This window comes from Saprospiraceae bacterium (genome assembly GCA_026129545.1).
Taxonomy (GTDB): Bacteria; Bacteroidota; Bacteroidia; order Chitinophagales; family Saprospiraceae; genus M3007.
Map to the genome: position 1 here is coordinate 92,891 of JAHCHX010000003.1, position 20,597 is coordinate 113,487.

Below are 20,597 nucleotides of genomic sequence, written 5' to 3' on the forward strand. Positions count from 1 at the left end.
CCAAAAGTATAAAAGCGGACAAAAACCGAGTTCCTAACATATCGAAGCAAATGATTGATTGGGTTTCAGGCCGTCCTGACACCCAATAATGAGAGAATTCTTTAGCGAGAGACAATGAATTTGACGCTCCCCGTGTTTTCGCCGCAGAGTTTCACGAAGTAAAGGCCTTCCGAAAGCTGGCTGGTGGAGATGCTCATTTGACTGGATTGTGCAGGGAGGTCTATGGCCAGCACCAAGCGTCCATGAAAGTCAAATACCTGCAACAGCCTTGGCGTCCCAGAGACAGGATAGCCGATGTTTAAGATGTCTTTTGTCGGGTTGGGGTAAACCCTTACCTCCATCATATCGCCCGGCACCTCCGGCGCGGCGACCACCGTCTGGCACCACAGCGTGTCCAAGCACCCGTCGTTGGTCACCTTCACCAGCCAGCAGTAGTCGGTGTTGCCCTCGTTGGTGGTGCCGCCCGCCACGATGCTCCCGCTCGATAGCACGCCCACGCCGCCGAAAAAGCCGCTGTTGGTGTAGTAGAGCGGCAGGAAGGGCGCGTTCACCTTGCGCTCCCAGAGGCTGTCGCCACCGGCAGAGAACTTGTACAGCCAGCCCACGCGACGGGTGGGGTCGTCGCCGTCTTTCACCAGCGTCTCGCCCGCGCCGATGTAGTGGCCATCGGCCGTGGGGGCAAAATCCCACAGCGTGATGTAAGATACCAGCGACCGAATGGGGCCGAAATGGCTGACCCACTCGATTTGAAAGTTGGAATCTAATTTTGATAGGGTTGGCTGGAACAATGCGGTTCCGCTAACAAAGTCAGCCTTATGAAGGCCAAACAAAATTATCCCTCCGTCATTTGTCGGAATGATTTTGCGCACATAGCCAATTTCTGGCTCAATATCCGATGCCCAATAATTGAGTTCATTTCCTTCGAGGTCAAAATATAACAAGGATGTAAAACCTGTGTGCGGGTTTATACTGGCTCCCGTCCCGATTCCAGCAACGTAAATAGAGTCATTGACTTGCTTAATATCCAATATTGAGTTGTTGTAAACACTATATGATAGGTACTTGAACCAAATCGTTTCACCCTGCTTGTCCACATATCGGATAAACCCGTCGTCATAGTAGTCTGGCCGCTGGATGGCACCATATAGAAGATAACCGCCAGATACTTCAATTAGCGTGTAAGCGTAGTTGCTCAGGTTCACCGTGTCGGGGTATTCCTTGATGAACTCGACCTGCAGGTTGTTGTTCAACTTTATTAAAAAGGCGCTTTTCCTGCCTACTGTCGCTGCGATAGCGGCATAGCCGCCGTCGGAGGTCTTGACGATTCCTCCCCAAGCTTTACCAACAGCCAGCGCATCGCCCAATGAATCCAGCACTATATTGGAAGCGAGAACATTTCCAGATGAGTCGAACTTTGACAACACCACTCCTTGTTTCCATTCGACATTATTGTTGAACCCGATACTGATCCCGGCGATGGTGTCATTATCTAATGTCAGGTGCCTGATGTCTCCCTGAGGATACTGCAACGGTATAGCTAGGTTAAAGGAGTTCTGTCCGCATACCGGATGAAGCCAGGCGGCAATTAAGAGCATGACAAGCAGCATTTTCATGGCAGCAAAAAGTGAAAAGGGTATTGAGCCGAAGCTCAACACCCTGGTAAGTAGTTGACTTTACTATTGAGAAACGACCACTTTTTTACGAAATGGCAGACCTTGCCCGTGATGAAGTTCGATAAGGTAGATGCCCGGCGTAAAATGGCTGACTTGAACAGAAATTCGCAAAGACTTTTCATACAGCGGAATATCGCTGACCGTCTGCCCCTGAAGGTTGAAGATGCGCAATCTTCCCTGCTTCGCAAGCATGGGGTATTCTACATGAAGCACGTTAGTGGCCGGGTTGGGATATATTGTTAACTCATTTTTCTCACCCAATGGTACAGAAGTTGAAATACTGGGTCGCTCTTCCTCTTCCGAACAATCCGGTCCATACTCTATGCCATTCCTCCACAGTATTGCTTCCGACAAAAAGCCCGCCTCGTCGCAATTATTTGTCCATGTTTTTAGTGTTTCGAGGGTCGGATGTGGCAGCTTGTCCAATTGTGTGCCCACGGAAAGGTGGGCGCGGAGCGTGTCATATACTTCGCCTAAACGCTCGAACTCATCTTCAGCATCTCCGCTCAATTCGTGTTTGACGGGTATCTGCCCCCACAACGTGTCGAAGGCCGCATAATCGCCCGTGAAGAAATGATGGCGGGCCAAGCGTACATCGGTTTGATGGGTTTGTAACAGGCCGAGCCAATGGGTGATGGAGTCTATTTCGATGTTGAGGGTGTCGAGGCTGTATTGCATCAGCACCCGGCTGCCATCTTGGTTCATGGCGAGGCGCAGTTGCCTGATGGAGTCGACCGCCGCCGCACGTTGCGCGGAGTCGGTGAGTAAGGGGAAAGCGGCCGTTTTGGTCAGCCATTGCTGGCGGTTTTGGTGGAAATTTGTTGCCCATTCGCTCACTTCCGTGCCCGGGCAAGGAAAACACGGCGGCTCCGGGTCGGCGCAGCTCTCGTTGGGCTGACCCACTGGCTCCCTCTCAAACCCTAACACGCAAGGAAACCCCGAGCCATCCGGGATGCCGGGGTCTTGTATCGTGTCACCGTTATAGAAGTAGTACGCTATTTCCGGCCCCAGATTTTCGATGGTGCAGTGCGCGGTGTAGTCGGCGGTGAACGTGTTGCCGGTGGGGCGTATAAGTTGAGTGGATGGGGCCATGTCCCCCTGCACTCTCCTGATGCTGCCGATAATGCGAAAATCGGCCAAGCCATCGTGGTTTTTATTGGTGTTGCAAAGGTAAAGCAGGCCGTCGCTGTCGTAGCCGTTGTTGCCTGAAGCGCGGTTGCCGATGGTCATTTTGAAGTATTTGTTGTCGAGGATGGTGTTGCCCAAGCCGTCTTTGAGGTTCACGCAGTCGGTCCCGACCAGTGTCTCGGTCGGGAAGCCCTCGCCATCAAAGTAAAAATCGTTGCCCGAAAACAGGAAGCCGGTGGTCTCCCCTCTTATCTGCACCCCTATCACTTCTATGGGGAGCGAGGGGCAGGCATCGGGCTTTTTGACCTCGAAGTTGTTGCCAAAAACGGAAAAGCTGCCGGACGAGAGCAGCTCTATATCCTTGTAACACCCGGTGAAGTTGCTGCCGGACACGGAGAGCGACCCGTTGGTCTCCGTCAATTTGTCGGCGCGTATGCCGATGTAAAGATTTTCAAAATGACTGGACAGGGACACGCGGAACCCGGCGTTCCGAGCATCTATCCCGATGGCTCTCAACGAAGGTGCGGGACATTGGGCGCGCAAGTCCCAAAAACGTCCGGAGCGTATGCTCAGCCCCTTTATTGCGTTGAGTTGCAGGAAAGTGGGGCGCTCCGAGCCTCCCCGGTAATCGTTGGTCACGGAAAAAATGGGGGCGACAAGGCTGCTGCTGTTTTGATAGGTGTATTGGCCGAAGCGAATGCCAATGAGGTTGTTTTCGAGCCGGGCGCTCGTCAACGTTTTCACGATGCCGCCTCCCGTGCCTCCGCCGGGCGCGTCGGGGTCTTGCACATCAATGGCGCAGCGGGCGTGTTCTATTTTTCCGCTACCTTCGACGATGACCCGCCCTTGTTTGTTCGGGGATTGAATGGGGTCGAAGGCGTCTCCTTCCACAATGATGCCCTGCCACATTTTTCCGCAAGCCCCTGTAATAGTGGACTGAACCCTCAAGGTGGCGCCGGGTTTGACCCTGATGGTAGCCCCGGGCAGCATTTCAAGGGTCGCGCTGATGACCAATTCGCCGGACTCAACTATGATGTTGCCCGAAGGGCTTGAGGGATTGACGTTGGGGTAGGTTACAGGCTCCAACACAACATTTGCCAGAGTTGAGGAAGTTGCTAAGTATGCTCTCATCCTCTTGACTTGTTCAGTTGAAAAAGAGTTTCGGCAAGACCAACTGTCTGCATAGCTCATGTAATTCATGGCCATTGTATCCACACCACACATCAAACTGTCAGTTGTTACAGGTGTGTCACAAATGAAATCGCCAGTACAGTGACACGGTGCCTGGCCACCGGGACATGGCAAGGACTCATTGCAATTGGACTCAAAAGTGTGTAGAAGCCCAAGCAAATGCCCCATTTCATGCACAAATGCAGTAGTTTCGTTAGCAGGGATACCTCCTTCACTGCCCCGTATTTCAAAGAAGGTATTTGGGATAGCGTATGCCCATCCCGAAATAAATCCGGTATTGCCAAATATGTAGATATCAATGCCGTCTGAATTAGCGGCACCGGATACTAAATCCCGAATAGTGTAGAGTCCCATTATCTGGGTTTCAATCAGATGTGCGTTTTCAGAACCGCAGGCATCATACCCTCCCACAAAAAAAATCCCATGCTTATTGAACGCATCGTTTAATAGACTCATGCTGATTTGAGCGCTCGAATCGGCGGCATTCTGATTTATCCATTGATTCTGTGGAGAAGTCACAAAATGGATATAAACCTTGAGATGAAATACCCCATGATGTTCCTCATAAGGCCGAACAACATCTTCTTGAAGATAACACTGAGACATGGTGGATTCTGCAGACGCTAAAAACAGAATCGTGACACTCATTGCTTTTAGAAAAAGGATTGTTTTTCTCATGGTTCTGCCAAAATTTAGAAATTAGGATAGTGGGACGTGAACGCCCTGCTTAGGAAAAAGTGAATGCGAGAGACTTTGTATGCAAAAATACAATTTTTTCTCTGTCGTTGCACGTCTTCGCCAACGACAATTCCACCAATACCCTCCTCTGGGCGAACGCATCAGAATGGCACAAACCTCGGAGAGGTAAAATGTTGGTAGTAGAATGTTTTCTACGATGGACATTTGACCTCTCCGAGGTCATGGTAATTATCACAAAAACACACCATTTCTACCAACATTTGACCTCTCCGAGGTCGGTTGTATTTTGATGCGTTTGCCCTGCCCTGCTCCCACTCTTCAATGAAACGGGTTCTGCACTTCGGGGTTGTTGATGAAAGTAGTGTCGGTCAGGGTATGTAGGAACGCGATGACATCGGCGGTCTGTTGCGGCGTGAGACCAGTGTAGTGACCGCCGACAGGGAAACCGATGGTGCGAACAAACGGGTCTTCATTGATGACGCCGAAGCCGTTGTCGTTGTACTGCGCCAGCACCTCTTCCAGTGTCTTGAAACGACCGTCGTGCATATAGGGGGCGGTGAGGGCGATGTTGCGCAGCGTGGGCGTGCGGAATTTTCCATTGTCGAGTTTGTTCCCCGTCACCGCGCCGCGTCCTTTGTCCACAAAATCATTGAGGTCGCCCACGCTGTCAAGACCGTTGTTGAAAAACTGCCCGCCCGTCAGGGTGATGCCTCCGTGACAGTGAAAACATTGGGCATCGGGGAGGCCGATGAACTGACCTTCGTCAAAAAACATCAGTTTGCCGCGCAGCTCGTTGTCTTCCAAGTCGAGCTCGCCTTTCACAAATCGGTCGAACTTCGAGTCGCCGCTACTTATCAGGATGCGCTCGAATTGGGCAATGGCTTTTGCGGCCAACTCTTTCGTGATTTTTTCGCAGCCAGTGATGCCAAAAGCCTTGCGGAACAGCTCGGGATATTCGGAATGGCCTTTCAGCCGTTCGATGACATCGGGCCAAGTGGCGTGCATCTCGATGGGGTCTTCCACCGGGAGCAACGCCTGCTCTTCCAGCGTTTTCACCCGTCCATCCCAGAAAAGGGCGGTGCTGACATACGCGATGTTGAGCAGGCTCATGGCGCTGCGCTTGCCGGGTGTGCCGTCTATGCCCAAAGAAACGGCCTGATTGTCCGTGAAGCTTCCTTGCGGGAAATGGCACGTTGCGCATGACATGGTGCTATCGCCCGAAAGAATGGGGTCGTAAAAAAGTCGCCGCCCCAGCTGCACGCCTTCCAGCGTCATTGGGTTGTCGGATGGGACGGGCACTTGCGGGAAATGTTCCGGCTTTTTGATGGTGTAGGGAGTGGGGCTATAAGGTATGTTGGTGAGGTCGCACTCGGAGGCTGGCCCCGGCGGCGGGTCTTTTTTGCATTGCGGCAACAGGCATACAGCGATGGCTACTGCCACCACTGCCAATGGTCTCACTCCTTTGTTGTATGTGATTTGTCTCATCCGAATAGGTTTTTTCTGTTGGCCTCGGGAGGCTGTTGTCATTTCATTGAAGTCGCGTTTTTGAAATTCATCATCAGTTTTTGGGCCAAGGCGATGTTGGACGCATCGTGCGAGGTAGTCCGATTGCTTGGCACTTCGAGGTCGAGCAGCGCACCATCGAAGGTGAACAGTTTTTTCAAATCAAACTCTACGACGAGCGAGCTGGTGCCCCTCACGTCAATGGGGGCGCTCATGGTGGCCATGTTGTAAACGGGGTCGGAGCCACAGTGATAAAAAATCACCGTCTCGGTAGTGTCGTTGGCATCCAAGTCCACGCGGCCTTGCACTTTTGTGAAGATGTAGCTCTTCCATCCAAGCCAGTATTCCGACTCGATGTAGAGGGGGTGGCTGGGCGGGAAATCGGAGGGTCTTTTTGCGTTCAAATTGGCCTTGACCCCGTAGCCGATTTTGATGCCCGTGTAGTCGCCATCCGGCACCGTGTATTTGAAAGAAACCTCCACGGCATCGTTGTTGGTGGCATCGTCTGGCGTGAAATCCACCCACTCGATATCGGAGAGTTTTGTTTCCACGGCACCGCTCAACAGTGTGATGTCAGACAGATAAGTGTTGAATCGGTCGAACGTGACCACCTTATCGCCGTAGGGATAGTTCTTGTATTTTTCCAAGGGTTGGCCATCGTAAGTGGCTCGGAAAGTGAGGGTGAAATTGTTGGGCTGAACGGACGGGCCTTTGCTGTCCTCGCAAGCGACCATAAAAGTAAAGGCCAACAAAGCGAGCAGGGCTACGATGTGATTTTTCATAGTCAGTGTTGTGCTTGAGCGGGAGGAATGTGTGCAAATCTCTGAATTATCATTGAGAAACGCTAAACACATTCGGCAAGTTGGCGACAATTTGACTTTTCCATGATGGAATGTCGCCGCTTGTCCAATTTATGCCGGCGAACATTTTTTTGTAGTCAACGCCGAGTTTGAGCCGGAAGTCGAAACCGCCCGACTCATGCACGAAATTGCCGGTGTTTTCAATGAAAAAATTGCCCAAATCTGCCTGTGTGAAAGCAAGCGTGTCAGGCTTGGTGGCAAGCATGGAGTCTCTGGCGACGACGGCTTGGAGGAACACATAACCCACCGAGGGCCCGTACCACAGGCTATCCCCTTGAATTCGAAGCGGGCTTCCGGCGGGAGCCAACTGCGGGACGACGCGCTGCGCGTCGGGCGAAAGCCCCAAGCGAACTTTTACGCGCTCAAAAACGCCCGTTGGCTGAAACTCGCCCACTGGGTTGTCCACCGGGGTGCGGCGCACCAGCAGGAAGTCCTTGATGAATGTTTCTTTGAGCGTGTCGCCGCCCGTCGGGGCGTAGGTGAAAAGCTGCACCGTGTCGCTCACGGCGAAAAGCCCGTTGTCTTGGAACAATTCAAACTCCGACAGGTAGAAGACCACGCTTTTGATGCGAAAAATTTGCCCCGCGTCGTTCTGATAAAGTGAGTCGGGCAGGTATTGGAGGGTGTCGAATCGCTGCACGGTCTCGAGGCGAAGGCGCGGGTACTGGCAGCAGCAGTTGCGGTCGGCTGCCGCGTCGAAGTTGGTGGCCTCAATGTCGAGGCAACCTTCTTTAGGCTCAAAGCACGCGGGGAGCAACAAGACAGCGACGAGAATGACGGCGAATGAGATGCGAGACATAGGTTTCAACTCAGAGATTATTTAAGGCAGCGTGTGCAGTATAGGTGTGGCATGAAGGCTTTGAAAACAACGATAAAAAGTAAAACTCCCATGAGCGTTCATGCCACACCTACGCAGGTTTCTTAGCCTCATATTTCCTTCATCATCTTTTTGATAATTTGCTTCACCTGTGAGGAGAACTCTTTTTCCAAAATCCAGTGAGCGTAGTTTTTCTCTTTTTTCAAAACCTCTTTCACTGGTTGGCCGACGTATTTTCCAAAATTGAAAACCACCGTGCCGTCGGGCTGAACCTTGAGTTTCTGGGTGGCATCGAGAAAGTTTAAATCGTTGGTGAAGTCGTGCAGCGCCTGAATGTCGTTTTTGATAGGGGCTGGCACCAGGTTGCCCTCCTCGTCGAGCAGGTCTTTGCCCTCGTAGGCGCTGATTTGGCCTTTGAAGACATCGATGGTGGCGCGCACGTCGGCCAGCGCATCGTGGGCATCTTCCAACTCCTTGCTGCAATAAAACCGGTAGGCGGCTTTCAATGTGCGCGGCTCCATTTTGTAGAAGATACGCTGAACGTCAATCAAACGCCGCTTCGACACATCAAATTCCATCCCGACGCGGGCGAACTCTTCCATGAGCATCGGCACGTCGAAGCGGTTGGAGTTGTAGCCCGCCAAGTCGGCATCGCCGATGAAATCCCAAATTTTTTGGGCCACTTGGGCAAAGACGGGCTTGTTGGCCAAGTCCTTGGGCGTGATGCCGTGCACGGCCATGGCTTCTTCGGAAATAGGGATGCCGGGGTTGATGAGCATGCTCAGTTCGGAGAGCGGCTGGCCGTTTTTGTGCAACTTCACCAACGCGATTTGCAGGATGCGGTCGCGCACGACGTTGAGGCCGGTGGTCTCCACATCGAAGAAAACAAGGTCGCGGGTGAGGTTGATTTGGATATGGTCCATAAATTATTTTTTGTCGTTTAGAAGCCCCTCTCGTTTAGCGGTTTCCACTGGGCCATGCAATTGCACGGGCTGCTGGGTTTTTCGCAAGCGGATATTGAGTATTTCCACAAAAAGAGAGAAAAAGATGGCAAAGTAGAGATAGCCCTTGGGTATCTCTGCCTCAAGCAAATGGCCGCTGTGGGCTGCCTCAGCCACGAGCGAAAACCCGATGAGTATGAGAAACGACAGGCCGAGCATCTGAATGGTGGGGTGGTCGTTGACAAACTTGCTCACCGGCCCCGCAAACATCATCATGACTACCACCGATGCCACCACTGCGATAATCATCACCACCAAGTCTTTGGACAAGCCTACCGCTGTCAGGATGGAATCGAACGAAAAGACGAGATTGATGAGCGCAATTTGCAGGATGACCTGATTGAGGGCGCTTGGGCCTTTTTTCACGGCAGGGTCGTCGGCCTTTTGGGGCGATTCGAGTTTGTGGTGTATCTCTGTGGTGGCTTTCCAAAGCAAAAACAGCCCGCCGACCAGCAATATCAGCCCTTGGCCAGTGAGGCCCGCGTGCTCACCGGGATGCGATTCGTCCCAATGCGAGAGAAAATCGAGCGGCACGAGCACTTTGTTCAAAGACATGACCCAAGTGATGCCAAAAAGCAGGACGATGCGCAGCACCATGGCCAAGACGAGGCCGATGTTGCGGGCTTTGGGCTGCTCAGAGGCGGGCAACTTGTTGGAGATGATGGACAAGAAAATGATGTTGTCCACTCCCAAGACGATTTCGAGGAAGGTGAGCGTGAGTAGGCCTACCCACACTTCGCCCGATGTGAAATCGGGCATTGCAAGCAAGAACATAGCAAGTTCGAAGGTTTGAAGGTTTGAAAGTTGGCGAGTTCGACAGTTGGAAGTATTACCAAAAACGCTGCAAGATTACGGTGTTGCCGCGAAACCCGCATCATGTTTGCTGGGCGACATTTGGCGACATTCAGGGTCAATTTTAAGGCGCTGTCTGCCACAACGCATAGTTTTGCCAAAAAATGAACATTCCGATATGAAAAAACACAACCTGCTTTTGTTCCTGCTGCTGGCCGCTTGGGCCGCTCACGCTCAGACTTCCACCAAGAAGTACGTCTTCATCGAGCATTTCACGAACACCAAATGCCCGAATTGTGCCAACAGAAACCCAGCCTTCTACAACCTCATCAATCAATATCCCAACGATATTCACCACATCTCCATCCACCCGCCTTACCCTTACAACACCTGCGGCCTGTATCAGGCCAATCCTGCTGAAAACAGCGCCCGCGCCTCCTATTATAGTGTTTTCGGCACCCCCAGCATAGCGATGAATGGCGCTTTGCAGCCCAGCAGCAACCCCCTGCTCTCGAACGCCACGCTTCAAAATTTTCTGGGGCAAACCAGCCCGCTTTGGCTCCAAGTAAGCGAGTCCGGCTCGGGCAACGCCAGAACGGTCACCGTGAATGCTCATTCGCTTGGCGACATCCCCACTGGCACCTACAAACTCTATGTAGCCATCGTGGAAAAGGTGGTGAATTTCGCTGGCGGCAACGGCGAGACCGTCCACTACGACGTGTTCCGCAAAATGGCAACCGACATCAATGGCGCTGATTTCACGCCTGCGGCCATGGGCCAATCGGTATCCGCCAGCTTCAGCTTCAACATCTCCGGCAGCTGGAATGCCAACGAAATCTACACCATCGCTTGGGTGCAAAACACCGCCACCAAGGAAGTGCTCAACAGCGGCACACGCTTCGACCCTTTGGTGACCGGCACCCAAGAGCCTGCCCCTCAATCCATCCAGATTCAGCCCAATCCGGCCAGCGAGGTCGCTTTTGCCCGCATCGGCGACGACACCGCCCAACAAGTCGAGGTGTTCGCCGTCAATGGCCGGCAGGCTTCCGCAACCTTTGAACACGCAGAGGCAGGCACCATCCGCATCCCCACCGCCACACTTCCGGCTGGTGTTTATTTTGTAAAAATAAGAGGGGAAAAAGGCGTGTATGTGGCCAAGATGGTCAAAAACTGATACCGCTCAAAAAAAAACATCCCCATTCTCGGGTTTCCTGAGAATGGGGATGTTTTTTTTTCTCGAATCCTGTCTGCTCAATCCCTTTTTCTCTCGGGGAGCGGCTTGTCCACATAAGGCGCCGTGGGGCGATTGGCAATATCCCAAGCCGTGCAGAAAGCGAGTTGGGCGCGTTTGGCGAGCGCCTCGTAGTTTATTTTGTCAGCTGTATCGGTGGGTTTGTGATAGTCGGCGTGCGTCCCGTTGAAATAAAAAATAGCGGGTATGCCGCGCTCTGCGAAGTTGTAGTGGTCGCTGCGCTCGTAGTAGCGATTGGGGTCGTTGGGGTCGTTGTACTTGTAGTCGAGCTCAAGTTTGATGAACCGCTCGTTCATCTCCTCGCTCAACTGGTGGAGCGTCGTGCTGAGTCTATCGGAACCGATGACATACACATAGTCGGGGTTGCCCTCATGGGCCTTGTCCACGCGGCCAATCATGTCAATATTGACGTTGGCTACCGTTTGTTTGAGCGGAAACAACGGGAATTCCACATAGAATTTGGAGCCGAGCAGCCCCTTCTCCTCGCCACTCACCAACATACATATCACGCTGCGCTTGGGGCCGACGCCTGCCTTTTTGGCCTCCGCAAAAGCCCTTGCGATTTCGATGACACCCGCCGTGCCGGAGGCATTGTCGTCCGCTCCATAATAGATGACCGAGCTATCGGGCATGCCCAAATGGTCGTAGTGCGCCGTGACGACGACGTATTGTTTCTTCAGCACGGAGTCGGTGCCTTCGATGAAACCAACCACGTTGGAGCCGTTCAGTTTTTTGATTTCTTTTTCAAAACGAGCCTCTATTTTGGTTTTCACCTTCACGGGCTTGAAATCCTTTCCGCCTTTGAGCGCGGCGATAGCCTCGTCGGCTTTGTCGGCCTTTTTGCCCAAAATGTCGGCAGCCACCGAAGGCGTGATGAAAATGTTGTTGATAAATTCGTTGGCTTCGCGCTCGTTGGAAGTGGAGGTGGGCTTCCATCCCCAAGTGGAGATGAGACGGCGGTTGGCTTTAAGGCTCTCGCCGAATTGGGTATCCACAATGAGCGCCATAATCGCGCCTTTTTGCTTCGCCAATTGCACTTTGCGCTTCCAATCGAGCGACCAAGCGGAACGGAACTGCGTGCCCGTAATGAGCGATTTGCCGTCGCTGCTCATAGGCTCGCCATCGTAAAAAATGACGGCTTTGCCTTTCACATCCACGTTGCCGTAGTCATTGTGCTTAGGGTCTTCGATGCCGTAGCCAACGAACACCACTTCTTTCAGTTCCAACTTGGGCGTGCTGGGATTGAAGGAAGGGAAGACATAGAAATCCGTGCGGTTTTTGAACTCCTTTTCGCCCACTTTGAGGCCGATGTCTTTCCAGTTTTCGTTGATGAGCGAAATTTGCTGGAAATAGGTGTTGCGGTCGGCCACCGGAGGCAACCCAAGTGCCTTGAATTGCGCGGCGATAAAGTCTGCCGCTCTGCGCTGGCCTTCCTCGCCCGTCTCGCGACCCTGCATTTCGGCGCCGGCGAGGGTTTCCACCAGAGGGCGCACTCGCTCGGCTGTGATGAGCGAGGCAAAAGGCATGGGGTCGGAATGCGGGTAGGGAACGACTTTTTTCTTGATTGGGGTGGGCTGAATCACCATTGAGTCCGCCTGTGCCGAGAGCGTGAAAGCGGGCAAGAGCAGCAATAAAAGCAGTCTGAGTTTCATGTCCAAAAAATCAATTTGAAGGTTTTTCCGGTTATTTCCGGCAAAAACACGCTGTTTAATTGAGGCGCAAATATCCTGATTCGGGTTTGTTTTGGGGTGTATAATTTGTTTTTCAAACGTTAACCGGATATACAGCATTCTATCCAACCCTAAATTCTACTTTTGCGCCATTAAAAAAACCGCTCCTGTAGTCGCGTTGAATTTGCAACGAGGAAAAACCAGCCTCGATGAGCCAACGCCCCCTTAACAGCCCTCAACGATATTCGCCATGACGAACGACGAAACAACGCCTGCACCCGTCACCCCATACCGCTCCGATGCGGGCAAAAAGGCCGAGGTCGAGCGGATGTTTGACAAAATAGCCCCCAAGTACGACCTGCTCAATCGCGTGCTTTCGCTCGGCATTGATGTGAGTTGGCGCAAAAAAGCCCTCGGATATCTCAGCTCGGCGAGGCCCCAAGAGATTTTGGACGTGGCAACGGGCACGGCAGACGTGGCCATCATGGCTGCCAAAATGCTGAAACCTCAAAAAATAGTGGGCATTGACATCGCCAACATGATGCTCGACTTTGGCAGGGAAAAAATCAAGAAAGAGGGATTGGAGCAGACCATAACCCTCGAAACGGGCGACAGCGAGCAGCTGCGCTTCCCCGATGCCTCTTTCGACGCGGTGACGGTGGCGTTCGGTGTGCGCAATTTTGAAAATCTGGAAAAAGGGCTTTCGGAGATGTTTCGCGTGTTGAGGCCGGGAGGCCGAGTAGTCATTCTGGAGTTTTCAAAACCCCATGTTTTCCCTTTCAAGCAACTTTACAATAGTTACTTCAAATACGTTTTGCCCCTTGTGGGGCGTTTAACGAGCCGCGACGTGAGGGCTTACAGCTATCTTTATGAGAGCGTGCAGGCTTTTCCCGAAGGCACCGATTTTTTAAACATCTTAACCCAACTCGGTTATCAGCATCCGGTATGCAAACGCTTAACGCTTGGAATATGCTCTATTTACTCCGCAACAAAATGAGCCGTCGGCCTTTGGCCGCCGCCGCCGCAGTGCGCTCAACGCTGCCACAACGCTTCATGCTCCTGTGCCTTTTGGCGTGCTGCCAATTGCCGCAATTGAATGCCCAATTCAGACAGGGCAGCAACATCAACTATCAAGACTTTCAAGGGAAAAACTACTACTTCGGCATCACGCTGGGCTACAACCAGAGTGATTTCAGAATTTACCAATCCAAAAACTTTATTCTCAACGACTCGTTCGCCCGCGCCGAATCGGTGACGGGGCCAGGCTTCAACCTCGGCATCGTGTCGAACCTTCGCTTGGGCGACTATTTCGACATTCGTTTTTTGCCGACGCTCTCATTTATCGAGCGCACCATTCGCTACACCGTGCCGGGCAACGGCGACCGGGTGTTCCAGCGGCCCATCGAATCCGTGTTGGTGGAAATGCCTTTTCATGTGCGCTACAAATCGGCACCCTACCATGATTTTCGCCTGTTCGTCATTGCGGGGGTGAAATACTCCTTCGACGTGGCCAGCGACTCGCGCACCCGCCAAGCAGCGGGCATCGTAAAGATAGCCCCCTCCGATTTTCAGGTGGAATACGGCGCGGGCATCCAGTTTTTCTTCCCCTATTTCATCTTTTCCCCAGAGTTGAAAATATCACAAGGGCTGAACAACATCCTCATCTTCAATGACAGGCTGGAGCAGAGCAATGTGCTCGACCGGGTGTTGAGCAGGGCATTCACCCTGTCGCTGCATTTTGAAGGGTAGGTCACCAAGTGGCCTTCAGCCATTGGGTGCTCACTTTCCACTTGCCCTCTTGCTCTTCTTTTTGTGCCGGCCACACTTGGACTTGGCTTTCACCAAGACCTACTTGGCGCAAGTAATTTTCGAGGTATTTGGCTCGCAGGTTTCTCGTTTTAAACTTGGCGTTTTTGACATGGATGACGAGTTGCTTTTCAGGAAATTGAAGCATGGCATTCGCCACAGCAGCCAAATGTCGGTTGAAAAGTACCGGAAAACCCAAATGGTTCTCCGTGCAGGTCAACACAAATTGGATTTCGACTCTGTCGCTATACCGAACCGATGCCAACTCTCGAATCAAGACGACATCCAGCGCGGCCTCTGATTCCAAAGGGGGAAGTCTTTGAACCAGCTCTCTGGACATAGTATCCTTCAAATCACTGGGGCAATCAGTCTGCATGATATCCGAAACATCGTCCAAAAGCAAGTTGCCGAGGGAGGGTGTGCATCTCATACCGGGAGGGTAGTAGGCCTGAAATACCAAGTGCGTAATCGGTTTTGCTTGAAAATGCCGCATGACAAACCGATACTTTTTCCAATCCCGATGGGCAATGGGAGGTGAATCGCACAGCAGCACCAACCCGTCGCAATAGTCGAAGCCACCCCACAATCGAAGTATGGTCGGCCCATTATAATTGGCTGGCTCTGCGGTCAGACGAGTGTATGAGAGATACTCTGGTGAGCTGGCTAATTGCACAGAGAAGGTGTAGCACACTCCTGAATCCAAAGGGGACGACAATTGTTGCGCCACGGCTTCGAAGGTGAAATTGTCGCGGGTGACCATGCCCAGATAACTTTTGCCGTCGGCTGGCGCGAGCTTGCAACCGAACAAGCCGGGCTGCAAATCAGGCGGTGTCTCGCCCTCCACCTCACACACCCTCCAACCATCAGGCACCCAAGCGGGGCGTTTTTTCACTTCAAAAGAAGGGTTTTCAAGCTTGATAGAAGCCTGCGCAGCTGCTGTTCCACCCAAAAAAAAGCAGAAAGCAAACGAGAGGTGCGTTTTTCATTGGAAGAAAAAAACTAAGTACCCGGACAGATTTATTTCACACAACGACACGGCGACAATACGATTTTATTTTTCTGATAATCAATTTTTTGTGCCGTTGTGTCGTCGTGTGAAATGCTTGAATAATTTTGTCTCAGTACTTATGTGGGCAAGGTCACAGGTTGGGGCTGCCCTTTGGCAAAAAACGACAGCAAGTCCCCCATCGTTTCCTTCAAGTCCTTGCGATTCACCACCAAGTCCACAAAGCCATTTTCCAACAAAAACTCGGCGGTTTGGAACCCTTCGGGCAAATCGCGCTTGATGGTCTCGCGGATGACACGCGGCCCCGCAAAACCGATGAGCGCACCCGTTTCGGCCAGATTGATGTCGCCCAACATGGCGAAAGAAGCCGTCACGCCGCCTGTGGTAGGGTCGGTCATGAGCGAAAAATAGGGTAATTGGGCCTTGGCGAGCAGGGTGAGTTTGGCGCTGGTTTTTGCCATTTGCATCAGCGAGAAGGCGCTTTCCATCATGCGTGCGCCGCCCGATTTGGAAATGATGAGCAGGGGCGATTTTGTTTCGAGGGAGCGGTCTATTGCCAACGAGATTTTTTCACCCACCACCGACCCCATCGAGCCGCCGATAAACTTAAAATCCATGGCCGCCACCACGAGCGGATAGCCATTCACCATGCCCTCGGCCACGGCCAGCGCGTCGTTCAAATTCGTCTTCTTGCGCGTCTCCTCGAGGCGCTTGTCGTAAGGCTTCAGGTCTGTAAAGTTAAGAAAATCAACGGAGACGAGGTTGTCAAAGAGCGTGGTATAGGAGCTGCCATCGAACAGCAGATAGAAGTACTCCTCTGAGCCGATGGCGGTGTGATAATCGCATTTGGGGCATTTGTAGAAATTGTCGCGGAGGTCGCGAGTGGTGCTGGTCTGCTTGCAGCTTTTGCACTGGAACCACACACCTTCCGGCACGTCTTTTTTCGACTTGGTGGCGGTGGATATGCCTTCGCGCAGTCGTTTGTACCAACTCATGGGCTTGTCTTTTGATTGATGATTGGCGGGTTAGTCGGGGGAGGCAAAGATAGCGCGACTTGGAAAAAACAAGCATGAATAGAGCGGTCGGCAGAAAATGATTCTATCCCTGCATCGCTCGTGGGTGCAAAGCCGATGTTTGCGTCTCCTATAAATATATCGCGCCCTCGCGCCAAATGTCGCCCAAAAGCTAACTACATTGAAAGCCTGCCGACATTCGCCCGAATAAAATTTCTCCCTACCTTTGCGCTGCCTCCCAAGCGAATAGACACTTTCACGTTCAACTTACCTTCGAAATTTGCCACTCATTAAATCCATTTCGGGCTTTCGCGGCACCATTGGTGGCCGCCCCGGCGACAATCTGACCCCACAGGATATTGTGGAATGCACGGCTGCCTTTGGGCAGTGGGTGCTCAAAACCTCCGGCAAACCCATCATCGTGGTCGGTCGCGACGGGCGCATCTCTGGCGAAATCGTCAGTGCATTGGTCATCAATACGTTGCGGGCGATGGGCATCTCCGTCATTGACCTCGGCCTCAGCACCACCCCAACGGTGGAAATCGCCGTGCCGCTCGAGAAAGCAGGCGGCGGCATCATCCTCACGGCAAGCCACAACCCCAAAGAATGGAACGCCTTGAAACTCCTCAACCACAAGGGCGAATTCATCAGCGCCAAAGACGGCGAGGCGGTGCTTGACCTCGTGGCGAAGAAAAATGTGGAATACGCAACCGTTGACAAATTGGGCGGCTATCGGCAAGATGATACCTACATCAAAAAGCACATCGAAAAAATCCTTGCCCTGCCCTTGGTGGACGCGAAGGCCATCCGCGCCAAACAGTTCAAAATCGTGGTGGATGCCATCAACTCGACGGGTGCATTAGCTGTGCCGCCGCTATTGGAAGCACTCGGCTGTCAGGTGGTTTTGCTCAATGGTGAGGTGAACGGTCACTTTGCCCACAACCCCGAACCGCTGAAAGAACACCTCGGCCAACTCTCCACGAGCGTTCGGCAGCAAAAAGCCAACCTCGGCATCGCCGTTGACCCCGACGTGGACAGGCTCGTGTTCATGTGCGAAGACGGCGAAGTGTTTGGCGAAGAATACACCCTCGTGGCGGTGGCCGACTATGTGTTGTCGAAGAAAAAAGGGAACACCGTGTCGAACCTGTCCAGCTCTCGCGCCCTGCGCGACGTGACGGAGAAACACGGCGGCGAGTACTTTGCCTCCCCCGTCGGCGAGGTCCATGTGGTGGAAAAAATGAAGGCCGTGAAAGCCGTCATCGGCGGTGAAGGCAATGGCGGGGTCATCCTGCCAGATTTGCACTACGGTCGTGACGCATTGGTCGGCATCGCATTGTTTCTCAGCCATTTGGTCAAAAGTGGTCGGCAGATTTCCACGCTCCGCAAAACCTACCCCGACTATCAGATGGCCAAATCCAAAATCGAGCGCACACCCGATATTGACCTTGACAAAATCTTTTTTGCCCTGAAAGAGAAATACCAGCGCGAGCAAATCAACACCGAGGACGGTCTCAAAATTGACTTCGAACAGGGCTGGGTGCATCTGCGCCCTTCCAATACGGAGCCGATTATTCGGGTTTATTCGGAGAGCAATTCGATTGTGGTGGCGGAAAATTTGGCGAAGAAAATTATTCAGGATATCCAATCTTTACGGTAAGCGGCACACGGTACACGGCGTAGAGTTGACAACGAGGTTAGTTTAAATTGGTCCTGCAAAAGAGATAAAAAAAACCAATTAGAAGATTTAAAAGGTTGCTACCGCCCGGCTTTTGATAAGGTTTTTCAAGGAGGCAAAAACTTTGTCCGCAAAGACCAAAATCGCGTCTGAACGGCAGTTGTCTTGTAATTTCATAGATTTTTACCGTCAAATCCATCGCGTCGTTCCATACCCGAAGTTCTTTGAATTTTCCCATGACAATCAAATATTTATACCTCGCGCCGCCAAGTTTTCAGCATCGTCTAGGGTAACGTTTACTAAACTTTTGAAGTTTAGTAAACGTGATCTCATCCTTCCAACCATGCTGAAAACTTGGCGGCACGAGGTATAAGTGTGAACTGAAAAATACAAAAATAAAAAATCCGTACACCTTGCACCTCCTAACCGTGCATCGTGTACCGTCAACCGTTTACCGTAAAATGAGAGTCTATTTCGACAACGCCGCCACCACCCCTATCTCCGAAGAAGTCATCACTGCTATGCTGCCCGTGTTGCGCAAGCAATACGGCAACCCCTCGTCCATCCACGCCGAAGGCCGCAGCGTCCGCGCCATCATCGAGAGCGCCCGCAAGACCGTTGCCCAGTGCATCGGCGCGAGCACGTCGGAGATATTTTTCACCTCCGGCGGCACAGAGAGCAACAACATGGCCATCAAATGCGCTGTGCGCGACCTCGGCGTTCGCCGCATCATTTCCAGCCCGACGGAGCACCATTGCGGCCTTCATACGATTGAAACTGAAGAAAAAATTGACAACGTGGAAGTCGTTTGGCTGCCGGTGGATGAGCGCGGGCGCGTTGATTTAGAAGCACTCGAACAAGCCTTGCAAGAAAGCGCGGGCGTAAAAACGCTCGTCTCGCTCATGCACGCCAACAATGAAATCGGCACCATGCTCGATTTGGAACGAGTGTCCGCCCTATGTCGGCAATACGGCGTGTTGCTCCACTCCGACACCGTGCAGACCGTCGGCCATTTCCCCGTCAACGTGCAACAGACACCCGTCAATTTCCTTTCCGGCGCGGCACACAAATTTCACGGCCCCAAGGGCGTGGGCTTCATTTACATCAACTCCGAATCGCCGCTCAAACCCTTCATTGACGGCGGCGGGCAGGAGCGCAACATGCGCGGCGGCACAGAGAACGTGTATGGCATCGTCGGCCTCGCCAAAGCCCTCGAACTCGCCACCGCCGAAATGGACGAGCGCAGCGCCCACATCCGCGAAGTGCGCAACTACATGAAAGAGCGACTGATGGAGGCCTTCGAGGGTATCCAGTTCAACGGCGACCACGACGGCGAGTGTCTTTACACGGTGCTTAGCGCGTCCTTTCCCCCCTCACCGAAAAATGAATTGCTGTTGCTCAGCCTCGACATCGCGGGCGTGAGTGCCTCTGGCGGCAGCGCCTGCTCAAGCGGGGCGGAAAAGGGCAGCCACGTCCTCGAAGCCATCGGCGCCGACCCGGCCCGGAAGAGCATTCGCTTTTCGTTTTCACACTACAACACGAAGGAAGAAGTGGATTTTGTGGTGGAAAAACTCAAAACGATATTGCCCATGCGAGCATCGGCGGCTGTCGTCGCATAGCCATCGCCCCTCGCGTTATGATGCAGTGCACCCGATTCAATCTCAACAGGCCAAGCGCCTCTTAAAAAACACTTGCAACAATGCAAAAACGCTTCCTCTGGCTGTCATTGGCCACGTTCCAACTGCTGTTCGCTTGCACACAAAACAAGCCCAGCCAACCACCAACCGCCGCGCTCGCGGTGGTGAAAATGGAAGAAAAGACCATTCGCAAATGTGCCAGAGACAGTACCGTCTGTGCGGAAGTCACGCTGCGTTACCCGACCCTTTCGAGCGAGCGCAACGTCGCCGCCATCAGTGCCATCAACGAGGCGCTGCGCGAAAAAGCCTTGACAGGGCTGGAGGCCAACCCGAAAATGTCGGTCGAGCAGGCGCTTGACTCCGTGCAAAAAAACCTTTTGGCCATGTTGAAAGAACATCTGAAAATGTCGCCCGATTGGGACGCGGACTACACCAAGGGAGTCAATACCGAAACCCTCCTCAATTCCGCTCGGTTCGTTTCTTTTGAGATGACATGCAGCGGGTTCACAGGTGGAGCACACCCCTACTATCATGCGTCGCTGACGACATACAATCTCAGCAGCGGGCAGCCCGTCCAACTCTTTGACATCGTGCGCGACACCGCTGCGCTGCGCCCCATGCTCGAAGAGGGCTTTGTGGATGCCAAGAAGGAAGCGATGCCCGACGCGACTCTCGCAGACCTGTTGTTCCCCGAGCTCACTCAATTGCCCTTGCCGACCAACGTCTGCATCGTACCCGACGGGCTACGCTTTTTCTACAATCCTTATGAGGTGGCGCCGTGGGCCGTAGGCCCCACCGAAATCACGCTCACATGGGAACAATTGCGCGACTTGGTCGAACGGGGAAAATGGGTAGATTGAACCGAATCTTCCCC

At 52.7% G+C, this 20,597-nt stretch carries 17 protein-coding genes; 6 read left to right on the plus strand and 11 right to left on the minus strand.

Annotated elements, in window-relative coordinates; all coding sequences use genetic code 11:
- Nucleotides 1-101 precede the first annotated feature (101 nt).
- The 7 genes from KIS77_18200 to KIS77_18230 form a co-directional block, all read right to left on the minus strand.
- Entirely contained in the window at nt 102-1,595 is a 1,494-nt protein-coding gene (locus KIS77_18200; protein ID MCW5924260.1) for a T9SS type A sorting domain-containing protein, read from the minus strand.
- A gap of 81 nt (nt 1,596-1,676) precedes the next feature.
- Nucleotides 1,677-4,448: a zinc-dependent metalloprotease gene (locus KIS77_18205; protein ID MCW5924261.1), complete on the minus strand. Its 2,772-nt coding sequence runs from the start codon at nt 4,446-4,448 to the stop codon at nt 1,677-1,679.
- A gap of 561 nt (nt 4,449-5,009) precedes the next feature.
- Entirely contained in the window at nt 5,010-6,176 is a 1,167-nt protein-coding gene (locus tag KIS77_18210) for a c-type cytochrome (protein ID MCW5924262.1), read from the minus strand.
- Between the two features lie 38 nt (nt 6,177-6,214).
- A complete protein-coding gene (locus tag KIS77_18215) occupies nt 6,215-6,976 on the minus strand; it encodes a hypothetical protein (protein ID MCW5924263.1) in 762 nt (253 codons plus the stop codon).
- Nucleotides 6,977-7,025: 49 nt separating this feature from the next.
- Nucleotides 7,026-7,853, minus strand: a complete 828-nt coding sequence (locus tag KIS77_18220) for a hypothetical protein (GenBank protein ID MCW5924264.1) — start codon at nt 7,851-7,853, stop codon at nt 7,026-7,028.
- Between the two features lie 128 nt (nt 7,854-7,981).
- Nucleotides 7,982-8,785: a 3'-5' exonuclease gene (locus KIS77_18225; protein MCW5924265.1), complete on the minus strand. Its 804-nt coding sequence runs from the start codon at nt 8,783-8,785 to the stop codon at nt 7,982-7,984.
- Nucleotides 8,786-8,797: 12 nt separating this feature from the next.
- Nucleotides 8,798-9,646 carry a TerC family protein gene (locus KIS77_18230; GenBank protein MCW5924266.1) on the minus strand — a complete coding sequence of 283 codons (849 nt, stop codon included), beginning with the start codon at nt 9,644-9,646 and terminating at the stop codon, nt 8,798-8,800.
- Between the two features lie 196 nt (nt 9,647-9,842).
- Between KIS77_18230 and KIS77_18235 the strand changes: the two genes are divergently transcribed.
- Nucleotides 9,843-10,838, plus strand: coding sequence for an Omp28-related outer membrane protein (locus KIS77_18235; protein MCW5924267.1), 996 nt, complete (start codon nt 9,843-9,845; stop codon nt 10,836-10,838).
- A 77-nt stretch (nt 10,839-10,915) separates the two neighbouring features.
- Here the strand turns inward: KIS77_18235 and KIS77_18240 are convergent, their stop codons facing one another.
- A complete protein-coding gene (locus tag KIS77_18240; protein MCW5924268.1) occupies nt 10,916-12,442 on the minus strand; it encodes a M28 family peptidase in 1,527 nt (508 codons plus the stop codon).
- A 394-nt stretch (nt 12,443-12,836) separates the two neighbouring features.
- Between KIS77_18240 and ubiE the strand changes: the two genes are divergently transcribed.
- A complete protein-coding gene (gene ubiE, locus KIS77_18245; protein MCW5924269.1) occupies nt 12,837-13,583 on the plus strand; it encodes a bifunctional demethylmenaquinone methyltransferase/2-methoxy-6-polyprenyl-1,4-benzoquinol methylase UbiE in 747 nt (248 codons plus the stop codon).
- A 56-nt stretch (nt 13,584-13,639) separates the two neighbouring features.
- Entirely contained in the window at nt 13,640-14,335 is a 696-nt protein-coding gene (locus KIS77_18250) for a PorT family protein (GenBank protein MCW5924270.1), read from the plus strand.
- A 1-nt stretch (nt 14,336) separates the two neighbouring features.
- Here KIS77_18250 and KIS77_18255 read toward each other — a convergent pair whose 3' ends face one another.
- Together KIS77_18255 and accD are read right to left on the minus strand one after the other, a co-directional pair.
- Nucleotides 14,337-15,284, minus strand: coding sequence for a hypothetical protein (locus KIS77_18255; GenBank protein MCW5924271.1), 948 nt, complete (start codon nt 15,282-15,284; stop codon nt 14,337-14,339).
- Between the two features lie 233 nt (nt 15,285-15,517).
- Entirely contained in the window at nt 15,518-16,393 is an 876-nt protein-coding gene (gene accD / locus KIS77_18260) for an acetyl-CoA carboxylase, carboxyltransferase subunit beta (protein MCW5924272.1), read from the minus strand.
- Between the two features lie 298 nt (nt 16,394-16,691).
- Here accD and glmM point away from each other — a divergent pair, with 298 nt between their 5' ends.
- Nucleotides 16,692-18,068: a phosphoglucosamine mutase gene (gene glmM / locus KIS77_18265; protein MCW5924273.1), complete on the plus strand. Its 1,377-nt coding sequence runs from the start codon at nt 16,692-16,694 to the stop codon at nt 18,066-18,068.
- A gap of 37 nt (nt 18,069-18,105) precedes the next feature.
- On the opposite strand, the gene KIS77_18270 is transcribed toward glmM, so the two are convergent.
- On the minus strand, nt 18,106-18,324 hold the full coding sequence (locus KIS77_18270; GenBank protein MCW5924274.1) for a four helix bundle protein: 219 nt from the start codon (nt 18,322-18,324) through the stop codon (nt 18,106-18,108).
- 223 nt (nt 18,325-18,547) lie between these two features.
- On the opposite strand from KIS77_18270, the gene KIS77_18275 reads away from it, so the two are divergent.
- Together KIS77_18275 and KIS77_18280 are read left to right on the plus strand one after the other, a co-directional pair.
- Nucleotides 18,548-19,705, plus strand: coding sequence for a cysteine desulfurase (locus KIS77_18275; protein ID MCW5924275.1), 1,158 nt, complete (start codon nt 18,548-18,550; stop codon nt 19,703-19,705).
- 80 nt (nt 19,706-19,785) lie between these two features.
- A complete protein-coding gene (locus tag KIS77_18280; protein ID MCW5924276.1) occupies nt 19,786-20,583 on the plus strand; it encodes a DUF4163 domain-containing protein in 798 nt (265 codons plus the stop codon).
- Nucleotides 20,584-20,597: the final 14 nt, after the last annotated feature.